The 26,156-nt window shown below is 72.9% G+C and carries 23 protein-coding genes and 1 riboswitch; of the genes, 5 read left to right on the forward strand and 18 right to left on the reverse strand.

Translation table 11 applies throughout. The features are described 5' to 3' along the window. Positions 1–63: 63 nt before the first annotated feature. The 4 genes from JK363_RS11140 to JK363_RS11155 form a co-directional block, all read right to left on the reverse strand. Positions 64–744, reverse strand: a complete 681-nt coding sequence (locus JK363_RS11140; RefSeq protein ID WP_307821679.1) for a response regulator transcription factor — start codon at positions 742–744, stop codon at positions 64–66. Next, positions 741–2,030, reverse strand: a complete 1,290-nt coding sequence (locus JK363_RS11145) for a sensor histidine kinase (protein ID WP_307821680.1) — start codon at positions 2,028–2,030, stop codon at positions 741–743. The genes JK363_RS11140 and JK363_RS11145 overlap by 4 nt, the downstream gene beginning before the upstream one ends. Further along, a complete protein-coding gene (locus tag JK363_RS11150) occupies positions 2,027–3,046 on the reverse strand; it encodes a hypothetical protein (RefSeq protein WP_236075664.1) in 1,020 nt (339 codons plus the stop codon). The genes JK363_RS11145 and JK363_RS11150 overlap by 4 nt, the downstream gene beginning before the upstream one ends. Before the next feature lie 103 nt (positions 3,047–3,149). After that, positions 3,150–3,950 (reverse strand): IclR family transcriptional regulator, encoded by an 801-nt coding sequence (locus JK363_RS11155; protein ID WP_201874343.1) that lies wholly within the window; start codon positions 3,948–3,950, stop codon positions 3,150–3,152. 132 nt (positions 3,951–4,082) lie between these two features. On the opposite strand from JK363_RS11155, the gene JK363_RS11160 reads away from it, so the two are divergent. Together JK363_RS11160 and JK363_RS11165 are read left to right on the forward strand one after the other, a co-directional pair. Next, positions 4,083–5,633: an aldehyde dehydrogenase (NADP(+)) gene (locus JK363_RS11160; RefSeq protein ID WP_201874344.1), complete on the forward strand. Its 1,551-nt coding sequence runs from the start codon at positions 4,083–4,085 to the stop codon at positions 5,631–5,633. A gap of 136 nt (positions 5,634–5,769) precedes the next feature. Then, positions 5,770–6,816, forward strand: a complete 1,047-nt coding sequence (locus JK363_RS11165) for an aminotransferase class V-fold PLP-dependent enzyme (RefSeq protein ID WP_201874345.1) — start codon at positions 5,770–5,772, stop codon at positions 6,814–6,816. Between the two features lie 143 nt (positions 6,817–6,959). Here the strand turns inward: JK363_RS11165 and thpD are convergent, their stop codons facing one another. From thpD to ectA, 4 genes are all read right to left on the reverse strand, one after another. Continuing rightward, positions 6,960–7,847 carry an ectoine hydroxylase gene (gene thpD / locus JK363_RS11170; RefSeq protein ID WP_201874346.1) on the reverse strand — a complete coding sequence of 296 codons (888 nt, stop codon included), beginning with the start codon at positions 7,845–7,847 and terminating at the stop codon, positions 6,960–6,962. 4 nt (positions 7,848–7,851) lie between these two features. Then, complete coding sequence (locus JK363_RS11175) at positions 7,852–8,256, reverse strand: ectoine synthase (RefSeq protein WP_201874349.1); 405 nt, start codon at positions 8,254–8,256, stop codon at positions 7,852–7,854. Positions 8,257–8,297: 41 nt separating this feature from the next. Further along, positions 8,298–9,563: a diaminobutyrate--2-oxoglutarate transaminase gene (gene ectB / locus JK363_RS11180; protein ID WP_201874351.1), complete on the reverse strand. Its 1,266-nt coding sequence runs from the start codon at positions 9,561–9,563 to the stop codon at positions 8,298–8,300. Positions 9,564–9,672: 109 nt separating this feature from the next. Continuing rightward, entirely contained in the window at positions 9,673–10,215 is a 543-nt protein-coding gene (gene ectA, locus JK363_RS11185; protein ID WP_201874352.1) for a diaminobutyrate acetyltransferase, read from the reverse strand. A gap of 457 nt (positions 10,216–10,672) precedes the next feature. On the opposite strand from ectA, the gene JK363_RS11190 reads away from it, so the two are divergent. Then, a complete protein-coding gene (locus tag JK363_RS11190; RefSeq protein ID WP_201874355.1) occupies positions 10,673–11,785 on the forward strand; it encodes an amidohydrolase family protein in 1,113 nt (370 codons plus the stop codon). Between the two features lie 279 nt (positions 11,786–12,064). After that, positions 12,065–12,958 carry an SCO1860 family LAETG-anchored protein gene (locus JK363_RS11195; protein WP_201874357.1) on the forward strand — a complete coding sequence of 298 codons (894 nt, stop codon included), beginning with the start codon at positions 12,065–12,067 and terminating at the stop codon, positions 12,956–12,958. Positions 12,959–13,272: 314 nt separating this feature from the next. Here the strand turns inward: JK363_RS11195 and cobC are convergent, their stop codons facing one another. The 10 genes from cobC to JK363_RS11245 all read right to left on the reverse strand — a co-directional run bounded on the left by cobC (position 13,273) and on the right by JK363_RS11245 (position 25,045). Continuing rightward, positions 13,273–14,325: an Rv2231c family histidinol phosphate aminotransferase CobC gene (gene cobC, locus JK363_RS11200; protein ID WP_201874359.1), complete on the reverse strand. Its 1,053-nt coding sequence runs from the start codon at positions 14,323–14,325 to the stop codon at positions 13,273–13,275. Continuing rightward, positions 14,315–15,154, reverse strand: coding sequence for a sirohydrochlorin chelatase (locus tag JK363_RS11205; protein ID WP_201874361.1), 840 nt, complete (start codon positions 15,152–15,154; stop codon positions 14,315–14,317). The genes cobC and JK363_RS11205 overlap by 11 nt, the downstream gene beginning before the upstream one ends. Before the next feature lie 80 nt (positions 15,155–15,234). Then, positions 15,235–16,185 (reverse strand): cobalamin biosynthesis protein, encoded by a 951-nt coding sequence (locus JK363_RS44160; RefSeq protein ID WP_201874367.1) that lies wholly within the window; start codon positions 16,183–16,185, stop codon positions 15,235–15,237. After that, a complete protein-coding gene (locus JK363_RS11215) occupies positions 16,166–17,617 on the reverse strand; it encodes a cobyrinic acid a,c-diamide synthase CobB (RefSeq protein WP_201874369.1) in 1,452 nt (483 codons plus the stop codon). Before JK363_RS11215 ends, JK363_RS44160 begins: the two co-directional genes overlap by 20 nt. Next, the gene (cobO, locus tag JK363_RS11220) at positions 17,611–18,207 is read right to left on the reverse strand and encodes a cob(I)yrinic acid a,c-diamide adenosyltransferase (protein WP_201874372.1); all 597 of its coding nucleotides are present in this window, start codon (positions 18,205–18,207) and stop codon (positions 17,611–17,613) included. The genes JK363_RS11215 and cobO overlap by 7 nt, the downstream gene beginning before the upstream one ends. Further along, positions 18,207–20,378, reverse strand: coding sequence for a putative cobaltochelatase (locus JK363_RS11225; RefSeq protein ID WP_201874374.1), 2,172 nt, complete (start codon positions 20,376–20,378; stop codon positions 18,207–18,209). Before JK363_RS11225 ends, cobO begins: the two co-directional genes overlap by 1 nt. A 46-nt stretch (positions 20,379–20,424) precedes the next feature. Continuing rightward, a complete protein-coding gene (locus JK363_RS11230) occupies positions 20,425–21,957 on the reverse strand; it encodes a cobyric acid synthase (RefSeq protein ID WP_201874376.1) in 1,533 nt (510 codons plus the stop codon). Next, the gene (locus JK363_RS11235) at positions 21,954–22,955 is read right to left on the reverse strand and encodes a cobalamin biosynthesis protein (RefSeq protein WP_201874378.1); all 1,002 of its coding nucleotides are present in this window, start codon (positions 22,953–22,955) and stop codon (positions 21,954–21,956) included. Before JK363_RS11235 ends, JK363_RS11230 begins: the two co-directional genes overlap by 4 nt. Positions 22,956–23,092: 137 nt before the next feature. Then, positions 23,093–23,310, reverse strand: a riboswitch (cobalamin riboswitch). A gap of 162 nt (positions 23,311–23,472) precedes the next feature. Continuing rightward, positions 23,473–23,733, reverse strand: a complete 261-nt coding sequence (locus JK363_RS11240) for a hypothetical protein (protein ID WP_201874379.1) — start codon at positions 23,731–23,733, stop codon at positions 23,473–23,475. Positions 23,734–23,746: 13 nt separating this feature from the next. Further along, positions 23,747–25,045: an inorganic phosphate transporter gene (locus tag JK363_RS11245; RefSeq protein ID WP_201874380.1), complete on the reverse strand. Its 1,299-nt coding sequence runs from the start codon at positions 25,043–25,045 to the stop codon at positions 23,747–23,749. Between the two features lie 337 nt (positions 25,046–25,382). On the opposite strand from JK363_RS11245, the gene JK363_RS11250 reads away from it, so the two are divergent. Beyond that, positions 25,383–26,069 (forward strand): class II aldolase/adducin family protein, encoded by a 687-nt coding sequence (locus tag JK363_RS11250; protein ID WP_201874381.1) that lies wholly within the window; start codon positions 25,383–25,385, stop codon positions 26,067–26,069. Positions 26,070–26,156 lie beyond the last annotated feature (87 nt).

The raw sequence follows: 26,156 nt of genomic DNA on the forward strand, positions 1-26,156 counted from the left end.
TCGCTTCCCTTCTCGCGGTCCCCACCCCCTCACCCCACAGCACACCACCGTGGGGGCCGGATGTCAGCCGGGGGTGACGAACCCGCACTCGTATGCCGCGATCACCGCCTGGGTGCGGTCGCGGACGCCCAGCTTGGCGAGGACGGATGCCACATGCGTCTTGACCGTGGCCGGGCCCACCGTCAGCCGCTCGGCGATCTCGACGTTGGTCAGCCCGCAGGTCATCAGCCGCAGCACCGCCGCCTCCCGCTCGGAGAGCAGATCGTGCAGCCGGCGCCCGGCTTCCCGGGAGCCGTCCGCGCGGGTGGCCGCGTGCTCGGCGGCCAGCGCCCGGACCGCGGCCGGGAACAGCAGCGAATCGCTCCGCGCCACCAGCCGCACCGCCTGCACCAGTTCTTCCGCCCGGGACCGCTTCAGCAGGAAGCCGCTGGCCCCGGCGCGCAGTGCGTCGTACACATAGCTGTCGTTCTCGAAGGTCGTCACCACGATGATGCGCGGTGGCTCCGGAACGGTGCGCAGAATCTCCTCGGTGGCGCGGATGCCGTCCCCGTCGGGCATCCGGACGTCCATCAGCACCACGTCCGGGCACAGTTGGCGGACCAGCGGGACGGCCTCGGCGCCGCTGCCCGCCTCACCCACCACCTCCAGATCCGGTTCGCTGGACAGAATCGCGCGCAGCGCGGTGCGCACCATCCGCTCGTCGTCGGCGAGCAGCACCCGCAGGGTGGACGGCGCGGTGGTCACCGGGAGACCTCCAGGGGGAGCCGGACCGTCAGCCGCCAGACCGAACCATCCGGTCCCCAGTCGCAGACGCCGCGCAGCAGTGCCGTCCGCTCGGCGATGCCGCGCAAGCCCCGGCCGCCGCCGGTGCGGTGCCCCCGGGCGGTGCCGCTCACCGGGTTCTCCATGCTGATCTCCAGTTCCTTCCGTTGTCCGTCCTCGCCGACGCGCAGCCGCACCGGCACCGGGCCCGCGTGGCGCAGCGCGTTGCTCAGGCCCTCCTGCACGATCCGGTACGCCTCGCGGGAGACCACCGGCGGTACCGCGCCCAGCGGGCCGGGGGCCGTCAGCTCGACCGTGACGCCCGCGGCGCGGGTGCGGTCCAGCAGTCCGTCCAGGTCGGCCAGGGTGGGGGAGGGGGCGGTGGCCGCACCGGGCGCGCCGGCTGCGCCTTCCTCGCCTTCCCGCAACAGCCCGAGCACGGTGTCGAGTTCGCCGACCGCGCCCCGGCTGGTCTCCTCGATGGCGGCCAGCGCCTGCCGGGCGAACTCCGGGTCGGCGTCCAGCACTTTGCGGGCGGCGCTCGCCTGGAGGGTCACCGCGCTCAGGGCATGGCCGACCGAGTCATGGAGTTCACGGGCGAGGCGGTTGCGGGAGGCCAGTCGGGCGGCCCGCTCCTCGGCGGCGGCGAGCCGTTCGGCCGGGGCCGGGCCGAGCAGCGCGGGAGCGCAGCGGGCCAGCAGCGCCCCGGCGCCCACGGCGACCGCCACCACCACGGCCAGCACCGCGAGCGCGGCGAGCGGGGCGAGCACCGTACGGGATCCGGTGAACCCGGTCGGCCAGCCCAGTTCCCGGGCTTCGGAGGCATCGGCGAACGGCACCATCAGCAGCATGAGCGCGGCGGGCGGCAGGGACAGCGTCACACCGCTGACCAGCCCGCCGACCGCCAGATGCAGGGTGTACCAGAGGGAGGCGCGGCTGCGCGCGTCCCACGAGGTGGCGGGCCCCGTCGCGAGCTCGGCGGAGGCGGGCAGCCCGCACAGCGAGCGCGCCGCGGTCGCCTCCAGGGGGCGCACCAGAGGAAAGAGCGCGGTGATCGCGGTGAGCGGCAGCGCGGCCACGAAGGTGGTGAGCTGCCAGCCCAGCGAGCTGAAGGGATTGGAGTCCGGGGCGAACGCCGTGAGGATCACGGTGGTCAGCAGGAAGTACGGCATCAACAGGGCGCCGCCGAGCACCAGATGCACCCATCGCAGCCGGGTCCGCCGCCCCAGCACCGTACGTGCCGCCCGCCGCCACCATGCGTCGGTCACGGTGTGCGGCACTCCGCGGCGCGGCCCGCACGGACCCCGCGGCTCTGCTGGCTACGGGTGTCGTGGCCCCGCTCGCTGAAGAAGTACGCACCGGCCGTGAGGACCAGCAGCCCGACGATCATCTGTACAGCGTAAGTCACATCCATCAGCGCCGTCGGGGCCTCCGCCTCCTCGTCGGCGGTGAGCCCGGCCAGGGTCAGCCAGGCGCCCCAGCAGGCCAGCGCCCCGGAGCCGACCCAGGCCAGCGCCAGCGGCAGGGCCGGCCGGGCCCGGCGCCCGGCGCGGAAGGCGAGCATGACCACGCCGACGACGGTGGCGACGGCGAACAGGGCGTACAGCGCCTCCAGGACGTAGAAGTCGCCGGTGCGGTCCGCGGCCCGGTCCTCGCTCAGTCCGGTGGCCGAACCCCCGGCCCACAGCAGATGGGTGGTGGCGGGCAGCGCGGCGAGTACGCCGATGATCACGGCGGTGAGGCGGTGCGCCGCACGGGCCGGGGTCCACGCGGGCAGATCGGCGATCCGGCCGCGCCACAGATGGCCCCAGCGCTCACGGGCGTACAGCACGAACAGGGCTCCCAGGGCGAGTCCTTGGACGATGAAGCCGCCGTAGACGACGCCGTAGACCCACTCGGCCAGGAACTGCCCGTGATACTCGTCGGCACCGCCGCTGCCGCCTCCACCGAAGCCGAGCGCCCTGGTCACCAGTTGGGCTGGGAAGCCGGTCATGATCGGGGCGAGCAGACCGCAGGCGGTCCATACCGGCAGGGCCAGCAGCCAGGCGGGGACCCGCCTGCCCCAGGGGCGGGTGAGCAGCAGGGCGAGCGCCACGACGGCGGCGTCCATGAGGAGGGTTACGCCATTGATGACAAGCATCGAGGTGCGCCGGCCGGGCTCGAGCAGGGCGCTCCCCTCGGGGATGCCGAGGTGACTGCCCGCCATCCAGGCCGACTTGAGGGCGATGTACGGCAGAACGGAGACAACGGCGACGGCCCGCAGGACGGGTCGGGAATCGGTCATGCCCTTCAGGATTCCGGTCCGCCGCCCCTTCGCGCCTCGGCCCGCCCGATGAACCGTATCCGCCGCGCGGCGGAGGGAGCCGTCCTCCCAGCGGGGCTAGGCCCTACAGACGGCGGGTGGCGAGGGTGAGCCGGTCCCGGGCGTGGAACAGTGCGTCCTTGATCATCTGCTCATGGGCGGGGGTCAGCCGGGCCACCGGCACCGTGCAGCTGATCGCGTCCCGCGCCGGGGTGCGGTAGGGGATGGCGACGCTGAAGCAGCGCAGGCCCAGGGTGGCTTCCTCGCGGTCCACCGCATAGCCCTGTGCACGGACGGTGTGCAGCTCCTCGATGAGCTTCTCGCGGTCGGTGACGGTGTTCTCGGTGAGCCGGTGCAGGCTCTCCGGCAGCATCGAGCGCACCTGTTCGTCGGAGTAGGTGGCCAGCAGGGCCTTGCCCAGCGCGGTGGAGTGGGCGGGCAGCCGGCGGCCGACGCGGGTGAACGGGCGCAGATAGTGCTGTGACTGGCGGGTGGCGAGATAGACAACGTTGGTGCCGTCGAGCCGGGCGAGGTGGATGGTCTCGGTGGTGTCGTCCGAGAGTCGGTCCAGGGTGGGGCGGGCCGCGGCCACCACCTCGTCGCCGTCGATGTAGGAGGTGCCCACGAGCAGTGCGCGCACCCCGATGCCGTAGCGGGTGCCGGTGGCGTCCGTCTCCACCCAGCCCAGCTCGACCAGCGTGCGCAGCAGCATGTACAGGCTCGACTTGGGGTAGCCCACGGCCTCCTGGACGGCTGCCAGGCTGTGCATTCCGGGGCGTCCGGCGAAGTACTCCAGCAGTTCGACGGTGCGGACCGCGGACTTCACCTGGCCTCCGCCCTGGGCCGCGCCCGACTCGGCAGCTCTGCCCGGTGCGGCAGCAGACATCGCCTTGACCCCCCTGTTCGGCCAGCAATAGAGTCCCGAAGGAATTCATCATCCGGGACAGCGTTCAGCATATCGAACAGCGGTCGAGATGCGAGACGCAAGCAGTGGATAACACAGCAGGAGGAATCCGCGGTGTCAGCACCAGTGTGGAGCGTCGACCCCCGAACCGGAAAGCAACGGGAACAGGTGGCTGTCGAAGCCACCACGGACGAGGTGGACCGCGTGGTGTCGGCCGCCCACGCGGCCCGCGGCGCCCTCGCGGACCGTACGGTACGCGCCGCCCTGCTGCGCACCGCCGCCGCCCTGCTGGACTCCGCGCGCGATGTGCTGGTCGAGGCCGCTGACGCGGAGACCGCGCTCGGCCCCGCCCGGCTCACCGGTGAACTCGCCCGCACCACCTACCAACTGCGGTCCTTCGCGGAGGTGGTGGATGAGGGCGGCTTCCTCGACATCCGTATCGACCACGCCGACCCCGCGCAGACCCCGCCCTGGCCCGACCTGCGCCGCCACAAGGTCCCGCTGGGGGTTGTCGCCGTCTACGCCGCGAGCAACTTCCCGCTCGCCTTCTCCGTACCCGGCGGCGACACCGCCAGCGCCCTGGCCGCGGGCTGCCCGGTCGTCGTCAAGGCCCACCCCGACCACCCGGCCACCTCCGAACTGGCCGCCGCCACCCTGCGCCGCGCCGCCGAGCGGGTCGGACTGCCCACCGAGGTGATCGGTGTGGTGCACGGCTTCGACGCGGGGCTGGACCTGGTCCGCCATCCGCTGGTCGCCGCCGCGGGCTTCACCGGCTCGATCCGGGGCGGCCGGGCGCTGTTCGACGCCGCGGCGGCCCGGCCGGTGCCGATCCCCTTCCACGGCGAACTGGGCAGCCTCAACCCGGTGGTGGTGACCGAGGCCGCCGCCGCCGAGCGGGCCGAGCAGATCGGCGCGGGCCTCGCGGGCTCCATGACCCTGGGCGCCGGCCAGTTCTGCACCAAGCCCGGCTTGGTGCTCGCGCCCGCGGGGGAGACCGGCGACCGGCTGGTCACCGCTCTCACCGACGCGGTCAGCAACACCGACCCCGGTGTGCTGCTCGACCACCGGATGCGCGACGCCTTCCTCGCCGGGATCCTCGAGCGCGCCGAACTGCCGGAGGTGAAGGCCCCGGTCACCCCGGGCGCGGGCAGTGAGCACACGGTCAGCGCGGGTTTCCTGACCGTCCCGGCCCGGCTGCTCGCCGAGGAGGGGCCGCACGACGTCCTGCTGGAGGAGTGCTTCGGCCCGGTGACCGTGGTGGCCCGCTACGACGGCGACGCCGACATCACCGCCGTCCTCGGCCGGCTCCCGGGCAATCTCACCGCCACCGTCCAGATCTCCGCCGCCGAGGCCGAGGCCGAGGACGGCCGCGCCGGCGCCCTCCTCGCCGAGCTGACCCCGCTCGCGGGCCGGGTCCTGGTCAACGGCTGGCCGACCGGTGTCGCCGTCGCGCCCGCCCAGCACCACGGCGGCCCGTACCCGGCGACCACCTCCACCTCCACGTCCGTCGGCGGCACCGCCGTCGAGCGCTGGCTGCGGCCGGTCACCTACCAGGACACCCCGGCCGCCCTGCTGCCGCCGGAGCTGCGCGAGGATAACCCGCTCGGGCTGCCCCGCCGGGTCGACGGCGTCCAGGAGCGGGGCAGTGCGGACCCGACCGGCTGACGCCGGTTTTTGCCCCCGCGTCGCCGAGGATCGAAGGAACGTCGCAGGTCAGAGGGGATCCATAAGGGTCACTTGAAGGCATGCGTCATAAACCCGCAATGGACGCGGGGGTGCGGCCGAACCATAGTTGATGGGCATGGAGAGCCTGTCCGGCGCGGAGTTCGCGCCACAGACGACATACCTCAACACCGCGTCCAGCGGTCTGATCCCCGCACGCTCCGTAACCGCCATGAAGGCGGCCCTCGACGACGCGGCGGCCGGGGGCCCCGCCGCCGATGTGGCCTTCGAGGCCGTCGAGGAGACCCGCGCCGCCTATGCCCGGATCGTCGGGGTACCGGCCGACCGGGTCGCCACCGGCGGCTCGGTCGCCGTCTTCGCCGGAATGATCGCGGCTTCGCTGCCCTCCGGCGCCGAAGTCCTCACCGCCGAGGGCGACTTCAGCTCCCTGGTCAACCCCTTCGCCGTCCGCCGCGACCTCAAGCTGCGCATCGTCCCGCTGGAGGAGATCGCGGACGCGGTACGGCCCGGCACCGCGCTGGTCGCCGTCAGCGCCGCTCAGTCGGCGGACGGCCGGATCGCCGACCTCGACGCCATCCGTACGGCGGCCCGTGCCCACGGCGCCCGCACCCTGGTGGACGCCAGCCAGGCCACCGGATGGCTGGCGGTGAACGCCGCCGACGCCGACTACACCGTGTCCGTCGGCTTCAAGTGGCTGCTGTGCCCGCGCGGGGTCACCTTCCTGACCGTGCCCGAGGACCTGGGCGGCCTCACCCCGGTCTTCGCGGGCTGGGTCGCGGGCGAGAAGCCCTGGGACAGCTGCTACGGCCCGGTGGCCGAACTCGCCCACTCCGCCCGCCGCTTCGACGAGAGCCCCAGCCTGTTCTCCTACGTGGCCGCCCGGCACTCCCTGTCGCTGATCGAGGAGTTGGGCACCGGGGCCATCGCCGCCCACGACCGCGCGCTCGCCGACCGCTTCCGGGCCGGGGTCATCGAACTGGGCCACACCCCGGTGGCCGCCCCGGGCTCGGCCATCGTCTCGGTGCCGGGGCTCGGGGACGCCGCGCCCCGGCTGGCCGAGCGGGACGTCTATGTCTCGGCGCGGGCCGGGAACCTGCGCGCCTCGTTCCACCTGTACAACACGGCGGCCGAGGTGGACCGGCTACTGGAGGTGCTGGCGGGCTGAGCGCGGTGGCGCGCCGTGGCCACAAAAGCCTGAGCCGTGGCCAGGAAGCCTGAGCCGTGGGCAGGAAAGCCTGAGGGGAGCCGGGATGTCCCGGCTCCCCTCAGGCTCAGGCGTGCGTCAGCTCACCGCACGGCCGACTCGGCTCACCGCACGGGGGTGAAGTCCCGCGCTCCGATGTACTCCGGCCTGCGGATGGGCGCCGCGAACGGGTCCACCGCGGTGTTCTCCACGCTGTTGAACACGATGAAGACATTGCTGCGCGAGTAGGGCGTGATGTTGTCGCCCGAGCCATGCATGGCGTTGCAGTCGAACCAGGTGGCCGACCCGGCCTTGCCGGTGAACAGCCTGATGCCGTGCTTGTCCGCGAACGCGGTCAGCGCCTCGTCCGACGGGATGCCCGCGTCCTGCATCTGGAGCGACTTCTTGTAGTTGTCCTTCGGCGTCTCACCTGCGCAGCCGAGGAAGGTGCGGTGCGAGCCGGGCATGATCATCAGCCCGCCGTTGGTGTCGAAGTTCTCGGTCAGCGCGATCGAGATCGACACGGTCCGCATGTTCGGCAGACCGTCCTCGGCGTGCCAGGTCTCGAAGTCCGAGTGCCAGTAGAAGCCCGAGGCGCCGAAGCCCGGCTTGACGTTGATCCGGCTCTGGTGGACATACACGTCCGACCCCAGGATCTGGCGGGCGCGGCCCACCACACGCTCGTCGCGCACCAGGTTCGCGAAGACCTCACTGATCCGGTGCACCTCGAACACCGACCGTACGTCCTTCGACTTCGGCTCGATGATCGAGCGCCCGTCGGCACGTACCTCCGGGTCGTGGATCAGCCGGTTCAGTTCGTCCCGGTAGACCGCGACCTCGTCCGGGGTGATCAGCTGCTCGATCGCGAGGAAACCGTCGCGGTCGAAGTCGCTGAGCCCGGACTCCGTGATCGGGCCCGGGGCGCCGGGCTCGGACCACACCACCGGGTCCACCCGCGGTGTGGCCACCTCGGTTGTTCCTCGGGTCGGATACAGGTCAGTGACCGTGGTCATCAGATCAGACCTCCTCGTCCTCTGTGATCAGCGGGTATACGCCGTTCTCATCATGATCCTCCCGTCCGGTGATCGGGGGGTTGAAGACACAGACGCAGCGGAAGTCGGTCTTCGGCCGCATCGTGTGCTTCTCATGGCCGTCCAGCAGGTACATGGTGCCGGGCGTGATCCAGTGCTTCTCGCCGGTCTCGTCGTTGGTGAGCTCCGCCTCGCCCTCGACGCAGAGCACGGCCTCGATGTGGTTGGCGTACCACATGGACGTCTCGGTGCCCGCGTACAGCACGGTCTCGTGCAGGGAGAAGCCGACGCGCTCCTTGGCCAGCACGATGCGCTTGCTCTCCCAGGTGCCGGACTTCGCCTTCACATGGCGTTCGGTGCCCTCGATGTCCTTGAAGGATCGGACGATCACGGTGAGTTGCTGCCTTTCTCTGTGGTGCTGTTATGGGACGGTCAAGCGGTCTCGCGGACCGCGCGGGCGAGGGTCCGCAGGCCCTCGTCCAGCTCCTCGGGCGAGATGGTCAGTGCGGGCAGCAGCTTGACGACCTCGCTCTCGGGGCCCGAGGACTCCACGAGCAGTCCGAGCTCGAAGGCGCGGCGGCACACGGCGGTGGCGCGGTCCTTGTCCTCGAACTCCAGGCCCCAGACCAGACCGCGGCCGCGGAAGTGGGCGCCGGACTGCTCCTCGTCGCAGATGGCGCGCAGTGCCTGCTCGACCTGCTCACCGCGGGCCAGCGTCTGCTTCTCCATCTGGCCGTCGGACCAGTAGGTGTCCAGGGTCGCGGCGGCGGTGACGAACGCAGGGTTGTTGCCGCGGAAGGTGCCGTTGTGCTCGCCCGGCTCCCAGATGTCCAGCTCGGGCTTGAACAGGCACAGCGACATCGGCAGGCCGTAGCCGCTGATGGATTTGGAGACGGTCACGATGTCCGGGGTGATGCCCGCCTCCTCGAAGGAGAAGAAGGCACCGGTGCGGCCGCAGCCCATCTGGATGTCGTCCACGATCAGCAGCATGTCCTGGCGCTCGCACAGCTCGGCCAGGGCGCGCAGCCACTCCGGACGCGCCACGTTGATGCCGCCCTCGCCCTGGACCGTCTCGACGATCACGGCGGCGGGCTTGTTGAGGCCGGAGCCCTGGTCCTCCAGCAGCCGCTCGAACCACAGGAAGTCCGGCACCGTGCCGTCGAAGTAGTTGTCGAACGGCATCGGCGTGCCGTGGACCAGCGGGATACCGGCACCGGCGCGCTTGAAGGCGTTGCCGGTGACGGCCAGCGAGCCCAGCGACATGCCGTGGAAGGCGTTGGTGAAGGAGACGATCGCCTCGCGGCCCTTGACCTTACGGGCCAGTTTCAGTGCCGACTCGACGGCGTTGGTGCCCGTCGGGCCCGGGAACATGACCTTGTAGGGCAGGTCACGCGGGCGAAGGACGTTGTTCTGGAACGACTCCAGGAACGCGCGCTTGGCGGTGGTGGACATGTCGAGTCCATGCGTCACACCGTCGCGCTCGATGTAGTCGATCAGTGCGCGTTTCAGTACCGGATTGTTGTGGCCGTAGTTGAGCGACCCGGCACCGGCGAAGAAGTCGAGGTAGGTATGGCCGTCCTCGTCGTACATGTGGCTGCCCTGGGCGCGGTCGAAGACAGCAGGCCAGCCACGGCAGTAGCTGCGCACCTCCGACTCCAGGGCCTCGAAGACGCTCAGGGCGGGCGGGGTGATGGTCACAGCATTCTCCTGGGAGATGAGTGGTACGAGGGGGGGTGAGGAGGGGGTGATGGGTGGGAGGGAGAGATCGGGGCCGCGGTCAGGAGCCGCGGTCGGGCCCGGGACCGGATCAGGGCCGGTCCGCGAGGGGGCCGATGCGGTACAGCACCTCGGGCTCATGTCCTCCGTCGGGGAACAGCCCGCCGTGGAAGAGCACCTCGCGCTCCACCGGCGCACCGTGCCGTTCGGCGAACGAGGTGAACAGCCGGTTCGAGGCGGTGTTGTCCGGGGTGATCGTGGTCTCGATGCCACGGACCCCCATCCCGGCGACGCGCTGGGTCAGCCCGTCCAGCAGGGTGGCGGCCAGTCCGCGGCCGCGCCAGGCGTGGTCGACGGCGACCTGCCAGACGACGAGCGTCTCGGGACGCTCGGGGCGGATGTAGCCGGTGATGAAGGCGACCGGTCCGCCCGCGGCGTCGCGGGCCACCACGGAGGTGGCTGCGAAGTCACGGCACCACAGGAGGTAGCTGTAGGAGGAGTTGAGGTCCAGGGTCTTGGAGTCGCGAGCGATTCGCCAGATCGCGGCTCCGTCCTCGACGCGCGGTGTGTCGAGGGTCAGTCCCTCCGGCAAATCCAATTCGCTACGGGCTAGGTCTGCTTGTGCGGCGGTCATGCAAATTAAATTTACCGAGGGAAATCCAAAATTGCATCGTGGGGAGGGGTTACGCGGAGGGGGGTGGATGTGTTATCACGCAGGCACGTGCGTACGCGCGGCGGATCGCTGAAAAGCGTTGGTTTGTACGGGAGTTAGCGGGATGAATCGCCTCGCGTGTGGAGTCCGTCACATCTCCGCAACCGGGCAGGTGGGGGCGTGAATTCCGCGCTCCGAGGCGTGGGAAAAATCTGGGTTTAAGTTCCCGGGGAGCGGGCAGACGATTGTGGGAAGCTGCACTGGAAAAGCGTCAAGAATTTATCCTTTGGCGACCCTGAATTCAATCCTCCGCGGAGAAGTCCAGGGGAACATACCGGGAAGTCTCAGCGAAGCCCCTAGGAACGGGCGGAAGTCCCGACGAGCGGGCGGAAGTGATGGCCGTACCTGATGCTGTGCTCGGTCTCGTACAGTGCGTGACATGAGGGATAGCGCGGTGTTGCACATCAAGGGCAGGGTCCTGGTGGGACCGGGGGACGACGCCGAGGTCGCCGAGAGTGTCCGGGACGAACTGTGGGTGGTCGACGGCAAGATCACCTTTCAGCGCCCGGCCGGGGCGCGTGACGTCCGTCTCATCGAGGGCTGGGTGCTGCCCGGCCTCGTCGACGCCCACTGTCATGTCGGCCTCGACGCCCATGGCGCCGTGGACGAGTCCACCAGTGAGAAGCAGGCCCTGACCGACCGCGACGCCGGGGCACTGCTGCTGCGGGACGCCGGGTCGCCCGCCGACACCCGCTGGATCGACGACCGCGAGGATCTGCCCCGCATCATCCGCGCGGGGCGCCACATCGCCCGTACCAAGCGCTACATCCGCAACTACGCCCATGAGATCGAGCCGGAGGACCTGGTCGCGTATGTCGCGGCGGAGGCGCGCCGCGGCGACGGCTGGGTCAAGCTGGTCGGCGACTGGCTCGACCGCGAGACCGGGGATCTGGGCGCCTGCTGGCCGCGCGGAGCGGTTGAGGCGGCCATCGCCGAGGCCCACCGGCTCGGCGCCCGGGTCACGGCCCACTGCTTCGCCGAGGAGACGCTCGCGCCACTGGTCGAGGCCGGGATCGACTGCATCGAGCACGCCACCGGGCTGACCGAGGAGACCATTCCGCTGTTCGCGGAGCGCGGGGTCGCGATCGTCCCGACCCTGGTCAACATCGCCACCTTCCCCCGGCTCGCCCTGGGCGGCGAGGCGAAGTTCCCGCGCTGGGCGGACCATATGCGGCAGCTGCACGCACGCCGCTACGAGACGGTGCGCGCGGCCTACGACGCGGGCATCCCGATCTTCACCGGCACCGACGCGGGCGGCTCGCTCGCCCACGGGCTGGTCGGCCAGGAGGTGGCCGAGCTGGTGAAGGCGGGCATTCCGGCCCGGGACGCGCTCTCGGCGGCCACCTGGGGCGCGCGGGCCTGGCTCGGACGGCCGGGCCTCACGGAAGGGGCCTCCGCGGACTTCGTGGTGTACGAGACGGATCCGCGGGAGGACGTGCGGGTGCTGACGTCGCCGCGGCGTGTGGTGCTGCGGGGGCGGGTCGTGGCCTGAGGCGGGGGTCTGAGGCCGGGGTCTGAGGCCGGGGTCTGAGGGACACCCGGTTGGGGTGGGGCTTTCGGTGCAGGAGTTCGACCGGGTTCGAACTCAGCGCCGAACCCCACCCTTTGGGATGAACGGACATCATGTGTCTGCCTGTTTACCCTCAGTGCGCAAATATGGCGTGGTCGAGGCCGTCGGCGCCCGTGGAGTCCCCCGCGGCAGGCGCCGGCGGCTCCATGTCTCCTGTGGGGGTCAACTCACGTGTCCTGTTCCAGTAACACCTTCTTCGGCATGCCCGCTCGCCGTCTGGCGGCCGCCACCGCTGCTGCCGCTGTCTCCGTCCTGGGCGCCCTGCCCGCGGGGTCCGCGCATGCCGACACCGGCAAGACCACCGGTAAGGCCGACGCGGTCGTGCTCCGCACCGACCTGAACGTCGCGCTGCTCAACAAGACGGTTTCCGCGCCGCTCGCCGTCGCCCTCAACGAGGTGCACGCGCCCCAGACCGCCGACAAGACCGCGCTCTCCGCGACCCTGGACGGGGTCGACGGCGGAAAGCCGTTCAATGTGCTGCGCGCCGATGTGGCCACCGCGCGGGCGGCCGTGGACAAGCAGCGGGCCGAGGGCTACTCCAACCTCGTCAACGCCACGGTCCATGTGCCCGGTCTGGCCACCATGCCGCTCATCCAGGTCGAGCAGGTGACCTCGAAGGCGGTCTGCGCGGCCGGGAAGCGGCCGACCGCCGACTCCAACGTGCTCGGCAGCGCCACCGTGCTCGGGAAGAAGGTCAACCTGACCGCGGGCGGCACCGCCACGGTCGACGTGCCGTCGGTCGGCAAGGTCCAGCTCGACCTGTCGAAGACCTCGGTCACATCCAGTACGGCGGCGGCCACGGCCCTGAACCTCAAGGTCTCGGTCAACCCGCTCAAGCTGAACGTCTCCGAGGTCAACGGCCAGATCACGCTCGCCCGCGCGACCTGCGAGTCCCCCGCGGCCGCGGACGAGCCGAAGACCCCGGAGGTGGGCAACCAGACCAAGCCCGATCCCAAGCCGGAGAACCTGGCCGAGACCGGTGGCAGCTCGGCCACGCCGTACCTGATCGGCGGCGGCGCGCTGCTGCTGGTGCTGGGCGCCGGAGCCGTCACCCTGGCCCGCCGCCGTCGCACCGGAGCGGACGCCGACGCGTAACCGGCACTCAGCGGCACCCACTGGCACCGACGGGCGGCAGGTGGCCGGTGGCCCCCGCTCCCGCGCCGTGACGACGGCGCGGGAGCGGGCGTCGGCCCGGTGGTGGCCCGGTCCGGTGGTGGCCCGGCCCGGTGTGGGCTCGGCGTCCGTCCGGGGTGCGGGGTCGGCGTGCCCAACGCCCTTGAGGTGCGGGGGCGTGGGGGCATGGGCGGTGGCGGGGCCGGGGTCCTGGATCGGGTGCCAGGACCCCGTGCCCCGACGCCGCCTCTCCGCGGACCCCCAGGGGGCCAAGGGCTCCCCGGACCCCAGGGGGGTCAACGGCGGTGTTCCGCCAGGGCCTTGCCCAGGGCTATGACAAGCCGGTCCGTGGTGGGGCGGTCGCGGACCGCCAGCCGCAGCCAGTCCGGGCCCAGACCCGGGAAGGTGTCGCCGCGCCGTACGGCGAAGCCCAGCTCCCGCAGCCTGGTGCGCAGCGCGGCGGCGCCCGGTACCTGGATCAGCAGAAACGGCCCGGCGGCCGGGCCGCACACCCGCACCTCCGGGAACTCCGCCAGCCGGGCGGCCAGATGGGCCCGGTCGGCGGCCGTCCGCTCCGCCGCCCGCGCGGCCTCGGCCAGCGCCGGGCCCGCACAGCACGCCTCCGCCGCCACCAGGGCGGGCGTGGACACCGGCCACAGCGGCTGCACCCGCTCCAGCGCGCCGATCGTCTCCTCATCCGCCAGCACATAGCCGATGCGCAGCCCCGCCAGGCCCCAGGTCTTGGTGAGGCTGCGCAGCACCACCAGCCCCGGCACCTCGGTCCGGGCCGCCAGGGACTCGGACTCATCCGGCACGGCGTCCATGAACGCCTCGTCCACCACCAGCGTCCGCCCCGGCCGGGCCAGTCCGGCCAGCACATCGGCCGGGTGCAGCACCGACGTGGGGTTGGTGGGGTTTCCGATCACCACCAGATCCGCGTCGTCCGGCACCGCCGCCGGGTCCAGCCGGAAGCCGTGCCGCTCGTCCAGGACGACTCGCTCCACCCGGTGCCCGGCGTCCCGCAACGCGGCCTCCGGCTCGGTGAACTGCGGATGCACCACAACCGGCCGCCGCGCCGGAAGGGCCCGCGCCAGCAGGACGAACGCCTCCGCCGCTCCCGCTGCCAGCAGCACCCGGCCGACCGGCACCCCATGGCGCGCCGCGACCGCGGCACGGGCCGCCCGCCCGTCGGGGTAGGCGGCCAGCCCGTCGAGGGACGCGGCGATCCGGGCCTTGAGCCAGTCCGGGGGCGTATCGGCTCGGACATTGACGGCCAGGTCCGTCAACTCGGCGTCGGCACCCCGTACCTCCGCGTCCCCGTGGTGCCGCAGATCGAACTCAGCGGACATCGGCGTGTGCGTCGGGGTGGGCGAAGGCCTGGTCCTCCGAGGTGAAGCGGGCCCGCTCGGAGGCTCCCGCGGCCTCCTTGTAGCGAGCGAGGACAACCTCCATCAACGCCTCTGCCGGGCCGATGGCGTCGGCGGTCATCACCTCGACCTCCGGATGGGCCAGCCACCAGCCCTCCGCCTCCTGCCGCACCCGCTCCAGCGCGTCGCCGGGGAAGAGGGCGTACGGTAGCACAACGACGCGTCGCGCCCCGAGCCGCGCACAGCGGTCCAGGCCGAACGGGACGTCCGGTGCGGCGAGGGAGGCGAAGGCCACCTCCACCCCCGCGAAACCGCGGCCCTCCCACATCAGCCGCGCCGCCCGGTGCACCTCGGCGTTGGCCTCGGGGAGCGGCGAACCGCCGCCCACCAGCAGCACGGTGGTCTCGGCCCGGTCCGAGGGCCGTCGGCGACCGCCGCCCAGCGCCTCGTCGAGGCGGCGCTCCAGCACATCCAGCAGGGCGGGGTGCGGGCCCAGCGCGGGGGCGCAGGAGAACGAGGTGTCGGCGTGCCGCTCCGCCTCCTGGGCGAGCGCGGCGGCGATGCCGTCCCTGGGGTGTTCCACGGGTATGAGGGTCAGCGGCACAACGGCGAATCGGGTCACCCCGTCCTCGACGAGACGGCCTATCGCGTCGGACAGGGGATGAGCGCCACCCGGTCCGGTGAGGCCGCCCGCCACGGGCAGATCCGGGTGGCGGGCCGCCACCTCCTGGACGAAGTGGTGGAAGACGGTGGCGCGCCTGTCGTCCCGGGTGCCGATGCCGGCGATCAGCAGCGCTGGCGGGGTCGTCACGAGCTCTCCTTGATGGTGCAGGTGATGCGGGGTCTCTCGGCGAATGGGGGTGCGGCGGGGGCCGGTTCGCCCCCGAGACGTTACTGACGGATGCCGCTACGCGCGACAGCAGGTCTCCGCTGTCCGCCCTGGGTGGATTTGCCATCCGGGGCGGGTTCGCCACGGAGGCTTGGCGCCCTGTCCCGTTGGGGTGGGGAGCCCTGCCCGGGCACGGCGCCCTGCGCGGGGGTGGCGCGGTGGGCGGGCCCACTGTCCCGCGCGGGGTCACCGCCGGGCTGGGGTGTGGCACGGGGGTTGGGATTCCCACGCGGCACGGGTTCGAACCGCCGCGTGGGTGGCGCGTGGGTGCGGTTGCCGCGCCGCGGGGGCGGCGTGCCGTCCGGCTCGGCGCCGGCGTCCGGTGAAGGGGCGCCGTCCTGTGCGGGCTTGCCACGCCGCGCGGTCGCGGCGTTCGGCCCGGGGCCGCCCGGCCGGGGCTCGGCCTTTGGCCGGGGCGTGGGGCCGGGCTCGGGGTTTCCGGGCCCGCTGGGTTCGTCTTCTGGCACGGGGCCGCCGCCCGGCCGGGGCTCGGCGTACGGCCGCGAGGTGGCTTCGGTGGCGCTCCGCACACCGGGTACGCGGCGGAGGGCCACCGCGCAGGTGGCCCGTGCGGAGCCACTGCGCGGGGTGGACTTGCGTTTGGGGACGAGCAGTTGGGCATCCGGACCCGCCGCCAGCAGTGCCGCGGATTCGGCGACACCCGGTGTGCCCACCGTGGCGAGGGCGGTCGCGGACGGGCTGGGGACGTCCACCACCGCCAGCGCCGATGCCGGGTAGCCGCGCAGGGGTACCCCGAGGCGCGCGGCCGCGCCGAGCAGGCCGGGGTCGGCCGCCCTTCCCTCGACGGTGGCCAACTCGGTGATCCGGTCCGGGGAGAGGCCCTCGGTGGTGAGGACCGACTCGATCAGCCCGGCGACCTCCCCGGCGGACACCCCCCGGCTCGCACCGATCCCCACCACCAGCTCCACCGGTTCACCCGGCGCGGGACACATACGGGACGCATCCGCCGACGAACCGGGTCGCCGCGTCCGGCACCGCGGCCCAGTGCACATGGAGGTACGAGGCATGCACCCGCCCCTGGGCGAACCCCTCGATGCGGCGCTCCGGGTGGACGATGCCCCAGGCGGGCTCCGAGCCGGCGTCCGGGGTGATGGTGGTGCGGTGGAATTCATGGCCGCGCACCCGTGTCCCGGCGACGGCGAGAGCGGTGTCGGAGACGGCCACGGCCTCACGGTAGCCCAGGGTCAGCCGATCCGACATCCGTGCTTCCGCCGCAAGCACCCCGCACATCGGCTGTCCGTCGAGCGAGCGCGCCAGATACAGCAGCCCGGCGCACTCGGCCGCGATCGGCGCACCGGACGCCGCCAGCCGGGCCACCTCCTCGCGCAGCCGCTCGTTGGCCGACAGCTCGGGTGCGTACACCTCCGGGAAGCCACCGCCGATCACCACACCCCTCGTACCGTCCGGGAGGCGCTCGTCCCGCAGCGGGTCGAACGGCACCACCTGCGCCCCGGCGGCGGTGAGCAACTCGCTGTGCTCCGCGTAGGAGAAGGTGAACGCGGGCCCGCCCGCGACCGCCACCACCGGCCGGCCGGCCGGGACGGGGCCCGTCCCGCACACGTTTCCGAGCGCTTCCGCGCGCACCTCCGCCACCGGGTCCCATATCGGGCCGGACAGCGGCGGAGCGCTGCGCGCCAGCGCCAACAGGCCGTCCAGATCGCACCCCTCGCGCACCTGGGCGGCGAGGGCGGCCACCGAGTCCACCGCATCCGCATGCCGCTCGGCCACCGGCACCAGCCCCAGATGGCGGCTGGGGGCCCGCACCGCGTCCGTACGGCGCAGCACCCCGAACACCGGGACCCCGGACCCTTCCAGCGCCTCGCGCAGCATCACCTCGTGCCGGTCCGAACCGACCTTGTTGAGGATCACCCCCGCGACCCGCACCTCCGGATCCCAGGAGGCGAAGCCATGGACCAGCGCGGCCACCGACCGCGACTGCGAGGACGCGTCGACCACCAGCACCACCGGGGCGCGCAGCAGTTTGGCCACATGGGCCGTGGAGGCCAGCTCGCCCTGTCCGGCCGCACCGTCGAAGAGCCCCATCACGCCCTCGACCAGGGCCAGGTCGCAGCCCGCCGCGCCATGCAGGAACAGCGGGGCGATCCGATCCGGACCGCAGAGATAGGCGTCCAGATTCCGGCCCGGGCGGGAGCCCCCGCCACCGGACCCGGTGGACCGGGCGGACCGGGCCGACCGCGAGACGGCCAGCGCGTGATAGCCGGGGTCGATGTAGTCCGGCCCGACCTTGTGCGGGGACACATCCAGCCCCCGCTCCGCGAAGGCGGCCATCAGCCCCGCGGCGACGGTCGTCTTGCCGCTCCCGGAGGAGGGAGCGGCGACGACCAGACGGGGAACATTCACCACTCGATGCCTCGCTGGCCCTTCTGACCGGCGTCCATCGGGTGCTTGACCTTGGACATGTCGGTGACCAGGTCGGCGAGGTCCAGCAGCTGCGCGGGTGCGTTGCGCCCGGTGATGACAACGTGCTGGGTCCCCGGCCGGTCGCGCAGCACCGACACCACCTCGTCAGGATCCACCCAGCCCCAGTGCATCGGATACGCGAACTCGTCCAGCACATAGAGCCGGTATGTCTCCGCCGCGAGGTCGCGCTTGACCTGCTCCCAGCCCTCGCGTGCGGCCTCCTCGCTGGAAGCCATGTCGCGCTGGACCCACGACCAGCCCTCGCCCATCTTGTGCCATGCGACGGTCCCCCCTTCGCCCGAATCGCCCAGGACGCGCAGCGCACGCTCCTCGCCGACCCGCCATTTCGCGGACTTTACAAACTGAAATACACCGACCGGCCAGTTCTGGTTCCATGCCCGCAGCGCCAGCCCGAACGCGGCGGTCGACTTGCCCTTGCCCACGCCCGTGTGCACGAGCACCAGCGGACGGTTGCGGCGCTGGCGGGTGGTCAGCCCGTCGTCGGGGACGACGGTCGGTTGTCCTTGCGGCATCAGGCGGCCCTCCGGGCGGTCGAAGTGGTCGAAACGTTCCGTACCTCGCGGACCAGCGCGGTCACGCTGTCCGCGCGCAGTTCGTCGAGCGTCACCGGTGTACCCCGCAGCTCCTGGGCGAGTGCCCCCGCCAGCCCGAGCCGTACCGGCCCCGACTCGCAGTCCACGACCACCGAGGCGATCCCGTCGCCCGCGAGCAGCCGCGCCGCCCGCCCGGCCCGTGCCACCGGCGTGGCCGCGCCGTCCCGTCGCGCCGAGCCCTCCCGGCGGGCCTCGGTGGCCCGGCCATCGGTCACCACGACCAGCAGCGGTCGGCGCGAGGGGTCCCGCAGCCGCTCCACCCGCAGCACCTCGCGAGCCTTCAACAGCCCGGCCGCCAGCGGTGTCCGGCCGCCGGTGGGCAGCCGCTCCAGCCGGGCGGCGGCCGCGTCCACCGAGGAGGTGGGCGGCAGCGCCAGTTCCGCGTCCGCGCCCCGGAAGGTGATCAGACCGACCTTGTCGCGCCGCTGATAGGCGTCCAGCAACAGGGACAGCACCGCGCCCTTGATCGCGCCCATGCGCTTGCGCGCGGCCATCGACCCCGAGGCGTCCACCACGAACAGCACGAGATTGCCCTCCCGGCCCTCGCGCACCGCCTCGCGCAGATCGTCACGGCGCACCAGCAGCCCCGGACCGCTGCGTCCGCGCGCGTGCTGATGCGGGGCGGCGGCCCGTACGGTCGCCGTCAGATGGAGCGAGGAGAGTGTGGAACGGGGGCGCCGGGCGCCCGTGGTGCGACCGTGTGCGGTGCGGGCGCGCGACCGCCGTCCGGCCGCCCCCTCGCCCAGGCCCGGCACATCCAGCCGCCGGGTCCGGAACGGCTCGGCGGCACCCACGGCCGCCTTCTCACCGCCGCCGCCCGCGCCCGCTCCGTCGCCCGCCCCGGCTTCCTGGGGTGTCTCGGGGCCGTCGGCCGCCTCGGGTTCACCCTCGCGCGGGCCGGGGACGGACGGCTCGGGCGCCGACGGCGGCACCTGCGCGCCGTCGCTGTCGTGCGGCAGCCCGCCGCCGGGGCCGCCCTCGGGACCGTCGGGCCCGTCATCCGGCCCGTCCGGGCCGTCAGCGTCGCCCTCCTCGGACCCGGGACCCTGGTCCGGCTCCGGTGGCTCCGGCTCCTCGTCCTCGAACTGCCGCAGCACCTCGTCGAGTTTGTCCTCGTCCAGCCCCGGCGCGTCGAACGGGGCCCGGCGCCGCCGGTGGGGGAGCGACAGCAGCGCCGCCTGGCGCACGTCCTCGGTGCGCACATCCGTCCGGCCCGCCCACGCGGCCAGAGCCGTCGCCGTACGCGCCGTCACGATGTCCGCGCGCATCCCGTCCACCTCGAACGCGGCGCACACCGCGGCGATCTGCCGCAGCGCGCGGTCGCCCAGGACCACGTCCGGCAGCAGGGCGCGCGCCGCCGCGATGCGCTCCCGCAGGCTCCCCTCGTCCTCCGCCCAGCGCGCCGCGAACCCGGCCGGGTCCGCGTCGTACGCCAGCCGCCGCCGCACCACCTCGACCCGCTCCTCGGTGTCGCGCGACGCGGTGACCTCGACCGTCAGCCCGAATCGGTCCAGCAACTGCGGCCGCAGCTCGCCCTCTTCGGGGTTCATGGTGCCCACCAGGAGGAAGCGCGCCGCATGCCGGACGGACACGCCCTCGCGCTCCACATAGGAGGCGCCCATGGCGGCCGCGTCGAGCAACAGGTCGATCAGATGGTCGTGCAGCAGGTTGACCTCGTCGACGTAGAGCACACCCCGGTGCGCGTCGGCCAGCAGCCCCGGCTCGAACGCCTTGACCCCGTCCGACAGCGCCCGCTCGATGTCCAGCGCGCCCACCAGCCGGTCCTCGGAGGCGCCGACGGGCAGTTCGACCATCCGCGCGGACCGCGCGGCGCCCGTGCCCGGCTCGTGCGGCCCGTCCGGGCAGTGCGGGTCGGGCGTGGCCGGATCGCAGGAGAACCGGCAGCCCGGGACCACCTCGACCGGCGGCAGCAGCGTGGCCAGGGCGCGGACGGCCGTGGACTTCGCCGTGCCCTTCTCGCCGCGCACCAGGACGCCGCCGACGGCGGGGGAGACCGCGTTGAGCAGCAGGGCCAGCCGCATGTCGGCCATCCCGACGACCGCGGTGAACGGGTAGGTGGCGGTGGTCATTCGGCGGTACCTCCAACGGTGCGTACGCGGTCGCGGTCCGGGATGCTCACTTCGGTCCTCCTGGCGCCCCCGGCGGTACGAAGGGCAGCCCGTCCGGCAGGCCGTCCTCGATCAGCCGCAGCAGCGCGTCGGTGTCGGCGTGCTCCTCGATCAGATCGCCCAGGCGGTCGAGCTGCTCCTCGCGCAGCTCACCGAAGCGGGTGCCGGGCGCGGGGACGAACGCCCGGCCCGCCGCGTCGGCCACCCGTCGCAGAAAGGCCCGCCGGAAGCCGTCGCTCTCCAGCGAGCCGTGCCAGTGGGTCCCCCACACCGAGCCCGCGCGGCAGCCGTCGAGGAAGGGTTCGTCGCCGCCGTCGAGGAGTTGGGCGACCCCGTGGTGGATCTCGTAGCCCTCCACCCGCTCGCCCAGGGCCTCGCCCACCGGCCGGGCGAGGGTCTTCTCCGCCGCGAACCGCACCCGCACCGGCAGCAGCCCCAGGCCCTCGACCGTCCCGGCCTTGGACTCGACCTCGTCCTCGATGCGTTCGCCCAGCGCCTGGAAGCCGCCGCAGATGCCCAGCACCGGCCGCCCCTCGGCGGCCCGCCGCACGATGGCACGGGCGAGTCCGCGCTCCCGCAGCCACTGAAGCGCCCGGACCGTGCCGCGGGTGCCCGGCACCACCACCAGGTCGGCGTCGGCCAGTTCCTCGGGACGGTCCACGAAGCGCACCACCACGCCCGGTTCGGCGGCCAGCGCGTCCACATCCGTGAAGTTGGACATCAGGGGGACGGCGGCCACCGCGACCCGCAGCACATCGTCGCCGTGGGGCGGCGCGACGACGCTCTCGCGCACCGCGCCGCGCAGCGACACCCGCAGCCCGTCCTCCTCGTCGATGCCGAGGCCGTGGGCGAACGGCAGCACCCCGACCGTCGGCCGCCCGGTGAGCCCGCGCAGCATCTCCAATCCGGGCTCCAGCAGGGTCACATCGCCGCGGAACTTGTTGACCATATAGGCGGCGATATGACGCTGGTCCTCCTTGGACAGCAGTGCGGTGGTACCGAAGAACGACGCGAACACCCCGCCGCGGTCGATGTCCCCGACAACCACCGCCGGGATCCCGGCCGCCCGTGCCAGCCCCAGGTTGACGATGTCGGTGCGGCGCAGATTGATCTCGGCGGGGCTGCCCGCGCCCTCGCATATCACCGCGTCATGGGTGCGCCGCAGCTCCTCCAGGCACGCGGTGACCGTCTCCAGCAGTCCTTCGCGCCGCTCCGCGTGGTACCCGCGGGCGCTCATCTCGCCCACCGGCTTGCCCAGCAGCACCACCTGGCTGCTGCGGTCGCTGCCCGGCTTCAGCAGCACCGGGTTCATCAGCGCGCTCGGCTCCACCCGCGCGGCGGCCGCCTGCATGGCCTGGGCCCGCCCGATCTCCGCCCCGTCCCGGGTGACGAAGGAGTTGAGCGACATGTTCTGCGCCTTGAACGGCGCCACGCTCACGCCCTTGCGGGTCAGCCACCGGCAGATGCCCGCCGTGACCACGCTCTTGCCCGCGTCCGAGGTCGTCCCGGCGACGAGCAGCCCGCCCCCTGTCCCGCTCATCCGCTCCCTCTCCGCCTCTCCGGCCCGCCCGGGGCCCCGCCCCTGTCGGACAGAACCCTGCCCACCACCAGCCGTGCCGTCACCGACGTCACCAGGGCCAGTGCGCCCACCCGCCGTGACAGCCGCACCGCGCGGTTGATGTCGGCGGCGCGCACCGGCCGTCCGCCGCCGCCCAGCACCGGCCGGTGCTCGACTCTCCCGGAGTACGCGAGGGTGCCGCCAAGACGCACCCCGAGGGCGCCCGCGAACGACGCCTCCACCGGCCCCGCGTTGGGGCTCGGATGGCGCCGTCCGTCCCGCCGCCAGACGCGCCGGGCACCGCGCGGATCGGGACCCGCCACGGTCGCCAGAGCGGCCGTCAGCCGCGCCCCGGGCCAGCCCGCGACATCGTCCAGCCGGGCCGCGGCCCAGCCGAACCGCCGGTAGCGCGACGACTTGTGGCCCACCATGGCGTCCAGGGTGTTGACGGCCCGGAAGGCGACAAGCCCCGGCACGCCGCCCACGGCCCCCCACACCAGGGCGCCCACGACGGCGTCGGAGGTGTTCTCCGCGACCGACTCCACCACCGCGCGGGCGATGGCCTGCGCGTCCAGGGCCTGCGGATCGCGTCCGCACAGATGCGGCAGGCGCTCCCGCGCGGTCGCCACGTCCCCGGCGGTCAGCGCGCTGCCGATGGCCCGCGCCTCGCGCCCCAGCGTGGTACCGCCCAGCACCGCCCAGGTGGCGGCCGCGGTCAGGGCGATATCGGCGCGGCGGCGCCCCGCCACGGCCCGTACGGCACGCGTCAGCAGGGCGGCACCGGCGGCGGCGCCGCCCGCGCACAGCGCGGTGTGCAGTGCCCCGTAACCGCGGTGGTCGCGCCACAGCACCCGCTCGGCGGCCAGGGCGGCCCGCCCGAACGCGGCCACCGGATGGCCGCGGCGGGGGTCGCCCGTGGCGAGGTCGCAGAGGAAGCCGAGAGCGGCGCCGCACGCGAACGAGGCGTGATCGGCACGCATCCGTCAGCCCGCCGTCGTGCCTCGGCCGAGGGGTTCCCCCGTGGTGCGTTCACCGAGGGGGCTGTGGAGCGGTGGGGCTGGCGGCGTGGCGGTGCCGGGCATGGCGGTGTGTCCTCACTCAGGGTCCGCGCCCTGGCTCGACGTGACCGGCGGTGAGAGTCTCCTGGCTCCCGGATCCGCGGTTCTCCCGGTCTTCCAACTCTGTGTACGAAAACAGCCGTACGAACGAGCCGTGACCCCGTGCAGGCGATGGGAGAGCGCTCCCCGGTGACAGTGGCGGGACCGCGCCGGATTCGCACCGGCTTCCTCTGCTGCCGCCGTTTGGCTCCGGAAGTCCACCATGGGCCGCGAAGGGCCGTCAACTCGCCCATGACCTGCGACGCACGAGTGTGCCGAGGCCCACATGCGGCCCGCGCGGAGCGCATGGCACACGGCCGCCGGGCGGGAAACGCCGGTCAGCGTCTCCCGCCCGGCGGCCGTGGTGCCGTCAGGCGTCCCTAGAAGTGCCGAGGGGCCCTCAGGCGACGATCAGATAGATGCCGTACGCCACCACCGCGGCGCACAGCGCGAAACAGGCGTACGCGCCGGAGCGGGCGAGGGCGGACGCGCCGCCCTGCGCCGTGACGCCACCGGTGGCCGCGGCCGCGGCAGCCCCATCGGGCCGGAGCTCCTTGCGGGACGTGCCGACGATGCCCAGGGTGAAGACGCCCACCACGCCGACCGTCACCGCGAGGCTGACGCCGAAGACCTGGCCGAGTGCCGCCCAGTCGATGCTCATTGCGTTGCTCCCTTTAGCTGCTGGTGCTGCTCGACGCCGCGGGGGCGGCAGAGCCGGCCGTGGCGACGGCCTTCGGCTGATCGGTCGTGGTGGCGGTGGTGCTGTCGGCGGTGGTGTCGGTGCCGCTGCCCGGTCCGGCGATGGAACCCACCGGCGGCGGGGCCACCGACTGAAGGGCGGCGGTGACCACACCCACCGGCTCGGAGGTGCCGACCTCGTTGACGTTGCTGTGGTCCACCGGCTTGCGGCGGGACAGGACCCAGATCACTCCGCAGGCCGCGATGGCGAGCACGGCCACCGCCGCGACACCCCAGTTGCCCTGGTCGGCCAGGATCGCGGCCCCGGCCGCGATCAGACCCGCGGCGGGCAGGGTCAGCACCCAGGCGATGACCATGCGGCCCGCGGTCGACCAGCGCACCACACCGCCCTTGCGACCGAGGCCCGCGCCCATGACGGCACCGGAGCAGACCTGGGTGGTGGAGAGCGCGAAGCCGATGTGCGAGGAGGCGAGGATGACGGTCGCCGCGCCGGTCTGGGCCGCGAAGCCCTGCGGCGGCTGGATGTCGGTGATGCCCTTGCCCATGGTGCGGATGATCCGCCAGCCGCCCAGGTAGGTGCCGAGCGCGATGGCCAGACCCGCCGAGACGATGACCCACATCGGCGGGTCGGAGTCCGGCGCGATCACACCGCCGGTCACCAGCGCCAGGGTGATCACACCCATCGTCTTCTGCGCGTCGTTGGTGCCGTGGGCGAGGGAGACCAGGGCGGCCGAGGCGATCTGTCCGGCCCGGTAGCCCTTCGCGGTCTCCTCAGGGGCGCGGTCGCGGCCGAGCCGGTAGGTGAGCCGGGTCGCGGCCACCGTGGCGATACCCGCCACCAGCGGAGCGGCGACGGCCGGGATGAGGACCTTCATGACGATCGCGTCCCCGTTGACCCCGCCGATGCCGACCGCGGCCACGGTGGCGCCGATCAGACCGCCGAAGAGGGCGTGCGAGGAACTGGACGGCAGCCCGGCGAGCCAGGTCACCAGGTTCCAGAGGATTGCTCCGACCAGCCCCGCGAAGATCACTTCGGGCCGGATACCGGAATCCTCGTCGAGCATTCCGCCGGAGATGGTCTTGGCGACCTCCACGGACAGGAAGGCACCGGCGAGATTGAGGACGGCCGACATCGCCACCGCCACCCGGGGACCGAGTGCGCCCGTGGAGATGGTGGTGGCCATGGCATTGGCTGTGTCGTGGAAGCCGTTCGTGAAGTCGAACACCAAGGCCGTGATGATCACGATCCCGATCAGAAGCGTGATGTGTTCCATACACCCGGTCAATCAGTTCGAAGGTCGATAGTGGCACGGTGAACGTAAGGAAACTTGGTGAACGAAAGGTTAACTGTGGCGGGCCTCGGGGTGACGTGGCTGAGGGGGTCCAGCATCTGTCGGCCACCTGGCGTATTTCCGCCCGTCGCAAGGAGTTTGGGCACCGTACACCCAAGCCTCTCCCGTCCCTCACGCCCCACCCCACTGTCCGTTCCGCCGTCCCCACCTGGCTGACGGTCTTCTACGACCCCCGGTCGCACCTCACCCACGGCTCCGGCGGGCCCGGGAGTTCGTCGGACACCGGGCTGCTGGGAGGATCGGGCCGGAGGTGAGGCGTATGGCACAGGAGCGATCCGCGCGGCGGCCGCAGCCGCGGCTGACCCAGCCCCTGCGGCAGGCGTGGGGGCAGGTGGTGAGGACCGCCCGCAGGACCACCGCCGAGGGGCTGGTCGTCGGGACGTCGGGCAATGTCTCGGCCCGGGTCGCGGACACCGTCCTGGTGACCCCCAGCGGTGTCCCGTACGACCGGCTCGGCCCGCGGGACGCCGTCGCCGTGGACCTCGACGGCCGGCAGGTCCTCGGCACCCTGGAGCCCACCAGCGAGCTGCCCATGCACCTGGCCGTCTACCGCGCCACGGACGCCCAGGCCATCGTGCACACCCACGCCGTCCACGCCACGGCGGTCTCCACGCTCGTCGACGAGCTCCCGGCGATCCACTACATGTCCGGCGCGCTCGGCGGGCCCGTGCGGGTCGCCGACTACGCCCTCTACGGCACCGACGAGTTGGCCGAGCGCATGCTCCAGGCGCTGCGCGACCGCTCCGGCTGTCTGCTGCGCAACCACGGCACCGTCGTGTACGGCGCCACCCTGGACCAGGCGTACGACCGCACCGCGCAGCTGGAGTGGATGTGCCAGGTCTGGCTGGCCGCGTCGGCCGTCCCCGGCCGCACCCCCGCGCTGATCCCGCCGGACGAGATGGAGCGCGCCGCCGCCAAGCTGCGCGGCTACGGCCAGCCCCGCTGACCCGCTCACCGTCCAGTCACTGTCCCGCCGCCGGACATCACTCCGCCGGGTACGCCCGCTGGCCACCGAGCGCCCGGCCGCCCACAC

The organism is Streptomyces coffeae (assembly GCF_016741875.1).
GTDB classification, from domain to species: Bacteria; Actinomycetota; Actinomycetes; order Streptomycetales; family Streptomycetaceae; genus Streptomyces; species Streptomyces coffeae.

Coding starts and splice junctions, on each gene's coding strand:
- JK363_RS11150 (WP_236075664.1), bottom strand. CDS start 3,046: ATGACCGATTCCCGACCCGTCCTGCGGGCCGTCGCCGTTGTCTCCGTT.
- JK363_RS11155 (WP_201874343.1), bottom strand. CDS start 3,950: ATGTCTGCTGCCGCACCGGGCAGAGCTGCCGAGTCGGGCGCGGCCCAG.
- JK363_RS11165 (WP_201874345.1), top strand. CDS start 5,770: ATGGAGAGCCTGTCCGGCGCGGAGTTCGCGCCACAGACGACATACCTC.
- thpD (WP_201874346.1), bottom strand. CDS start 7,847: ATGACCACGGTCACTGACCTGTATCCGACCCGAGGAACAACCGAGGTG.
- ectA (WP_201874352.1), bottom strand. CDS start 10,215: ATGACCGCCGCACAAGCAGACCTAGCCCGTAGCGAATTGGATTTGCCG.
- JK363_RS11190 (WP_201874355.1), top strand. CDS start 10,673: ATGAGGGATAGCGCGGTGTTGCACATCAAGGGCAGGGTCCTGGTGGGA.
- JK363_RS11195 (WP_201874357.1), top strand. CDS start 12,065: ATGCCCGCTCGCCGTCTGGCGGCCGCCACCGCTGCTGCCGCTGTCTCC.
- cobC (WP_201874359.1), bottom strand. CDS start 14,325: ATGTCCGCTGAGTTCGATCTGCGGCACCACGGGGACGCGGAGGTACGG.
- JK363_RS44160 (WP_201874367.1), bottom strand. CDS start 16,185: ATGTGTCCCGCGCCGGGTGAACCGGTGGAGCTGGTGGTGGGGATCGGT.
- cobO (WP_201874372.1), bottom strand. CDS start 18,207: ATGCCGCAAGGACAACCGACCGTCGTCCCCGACGACGGGCTGACCACC.
- JK363_RS11225 (WP_201874374.1), bottom strand. CDS start 20,378: ATGACCACCGCCACCTACCCGTTCACCGCGGTCGTCGGGATGGCCGAC.
- JK363_RS11230 (WP_201874376.1), bottom strand. CDS start 21,957: ATGAGCGGGACAGGGGGCGGGCTGCTCGTCGCCGGGACGACCTCGGAC.
- JK363_RS11235 (WP_201874378.1), bottom strand. CDS start 22,955: ATGCGTGCCGATCACGCCTCGTTCGCGTGCGGCGCCGCTCTCGGCTTC.
- JK363_RS11240 (WP_201874379.1), bottom strand. CDS start 23,733: ATGAGCATCGACTGGGCGGCACTCGGCCAGGTCTTCGGCGTCAGCCTC.
- JK363_RS11245 (WP_201874380.1), bottom strand. CDS start 25,045: ATGGAACACATCACGCTTCTGATCGGGATCGTGATCATCACGGCCTTG.
- JK363_RS11250 (WP_201874381.1), top strand. CDS start 25,383: ATGGCACAGGAGCGATCCGCGCGGCGGCCGCAGCCGCGGCTGACCCAG.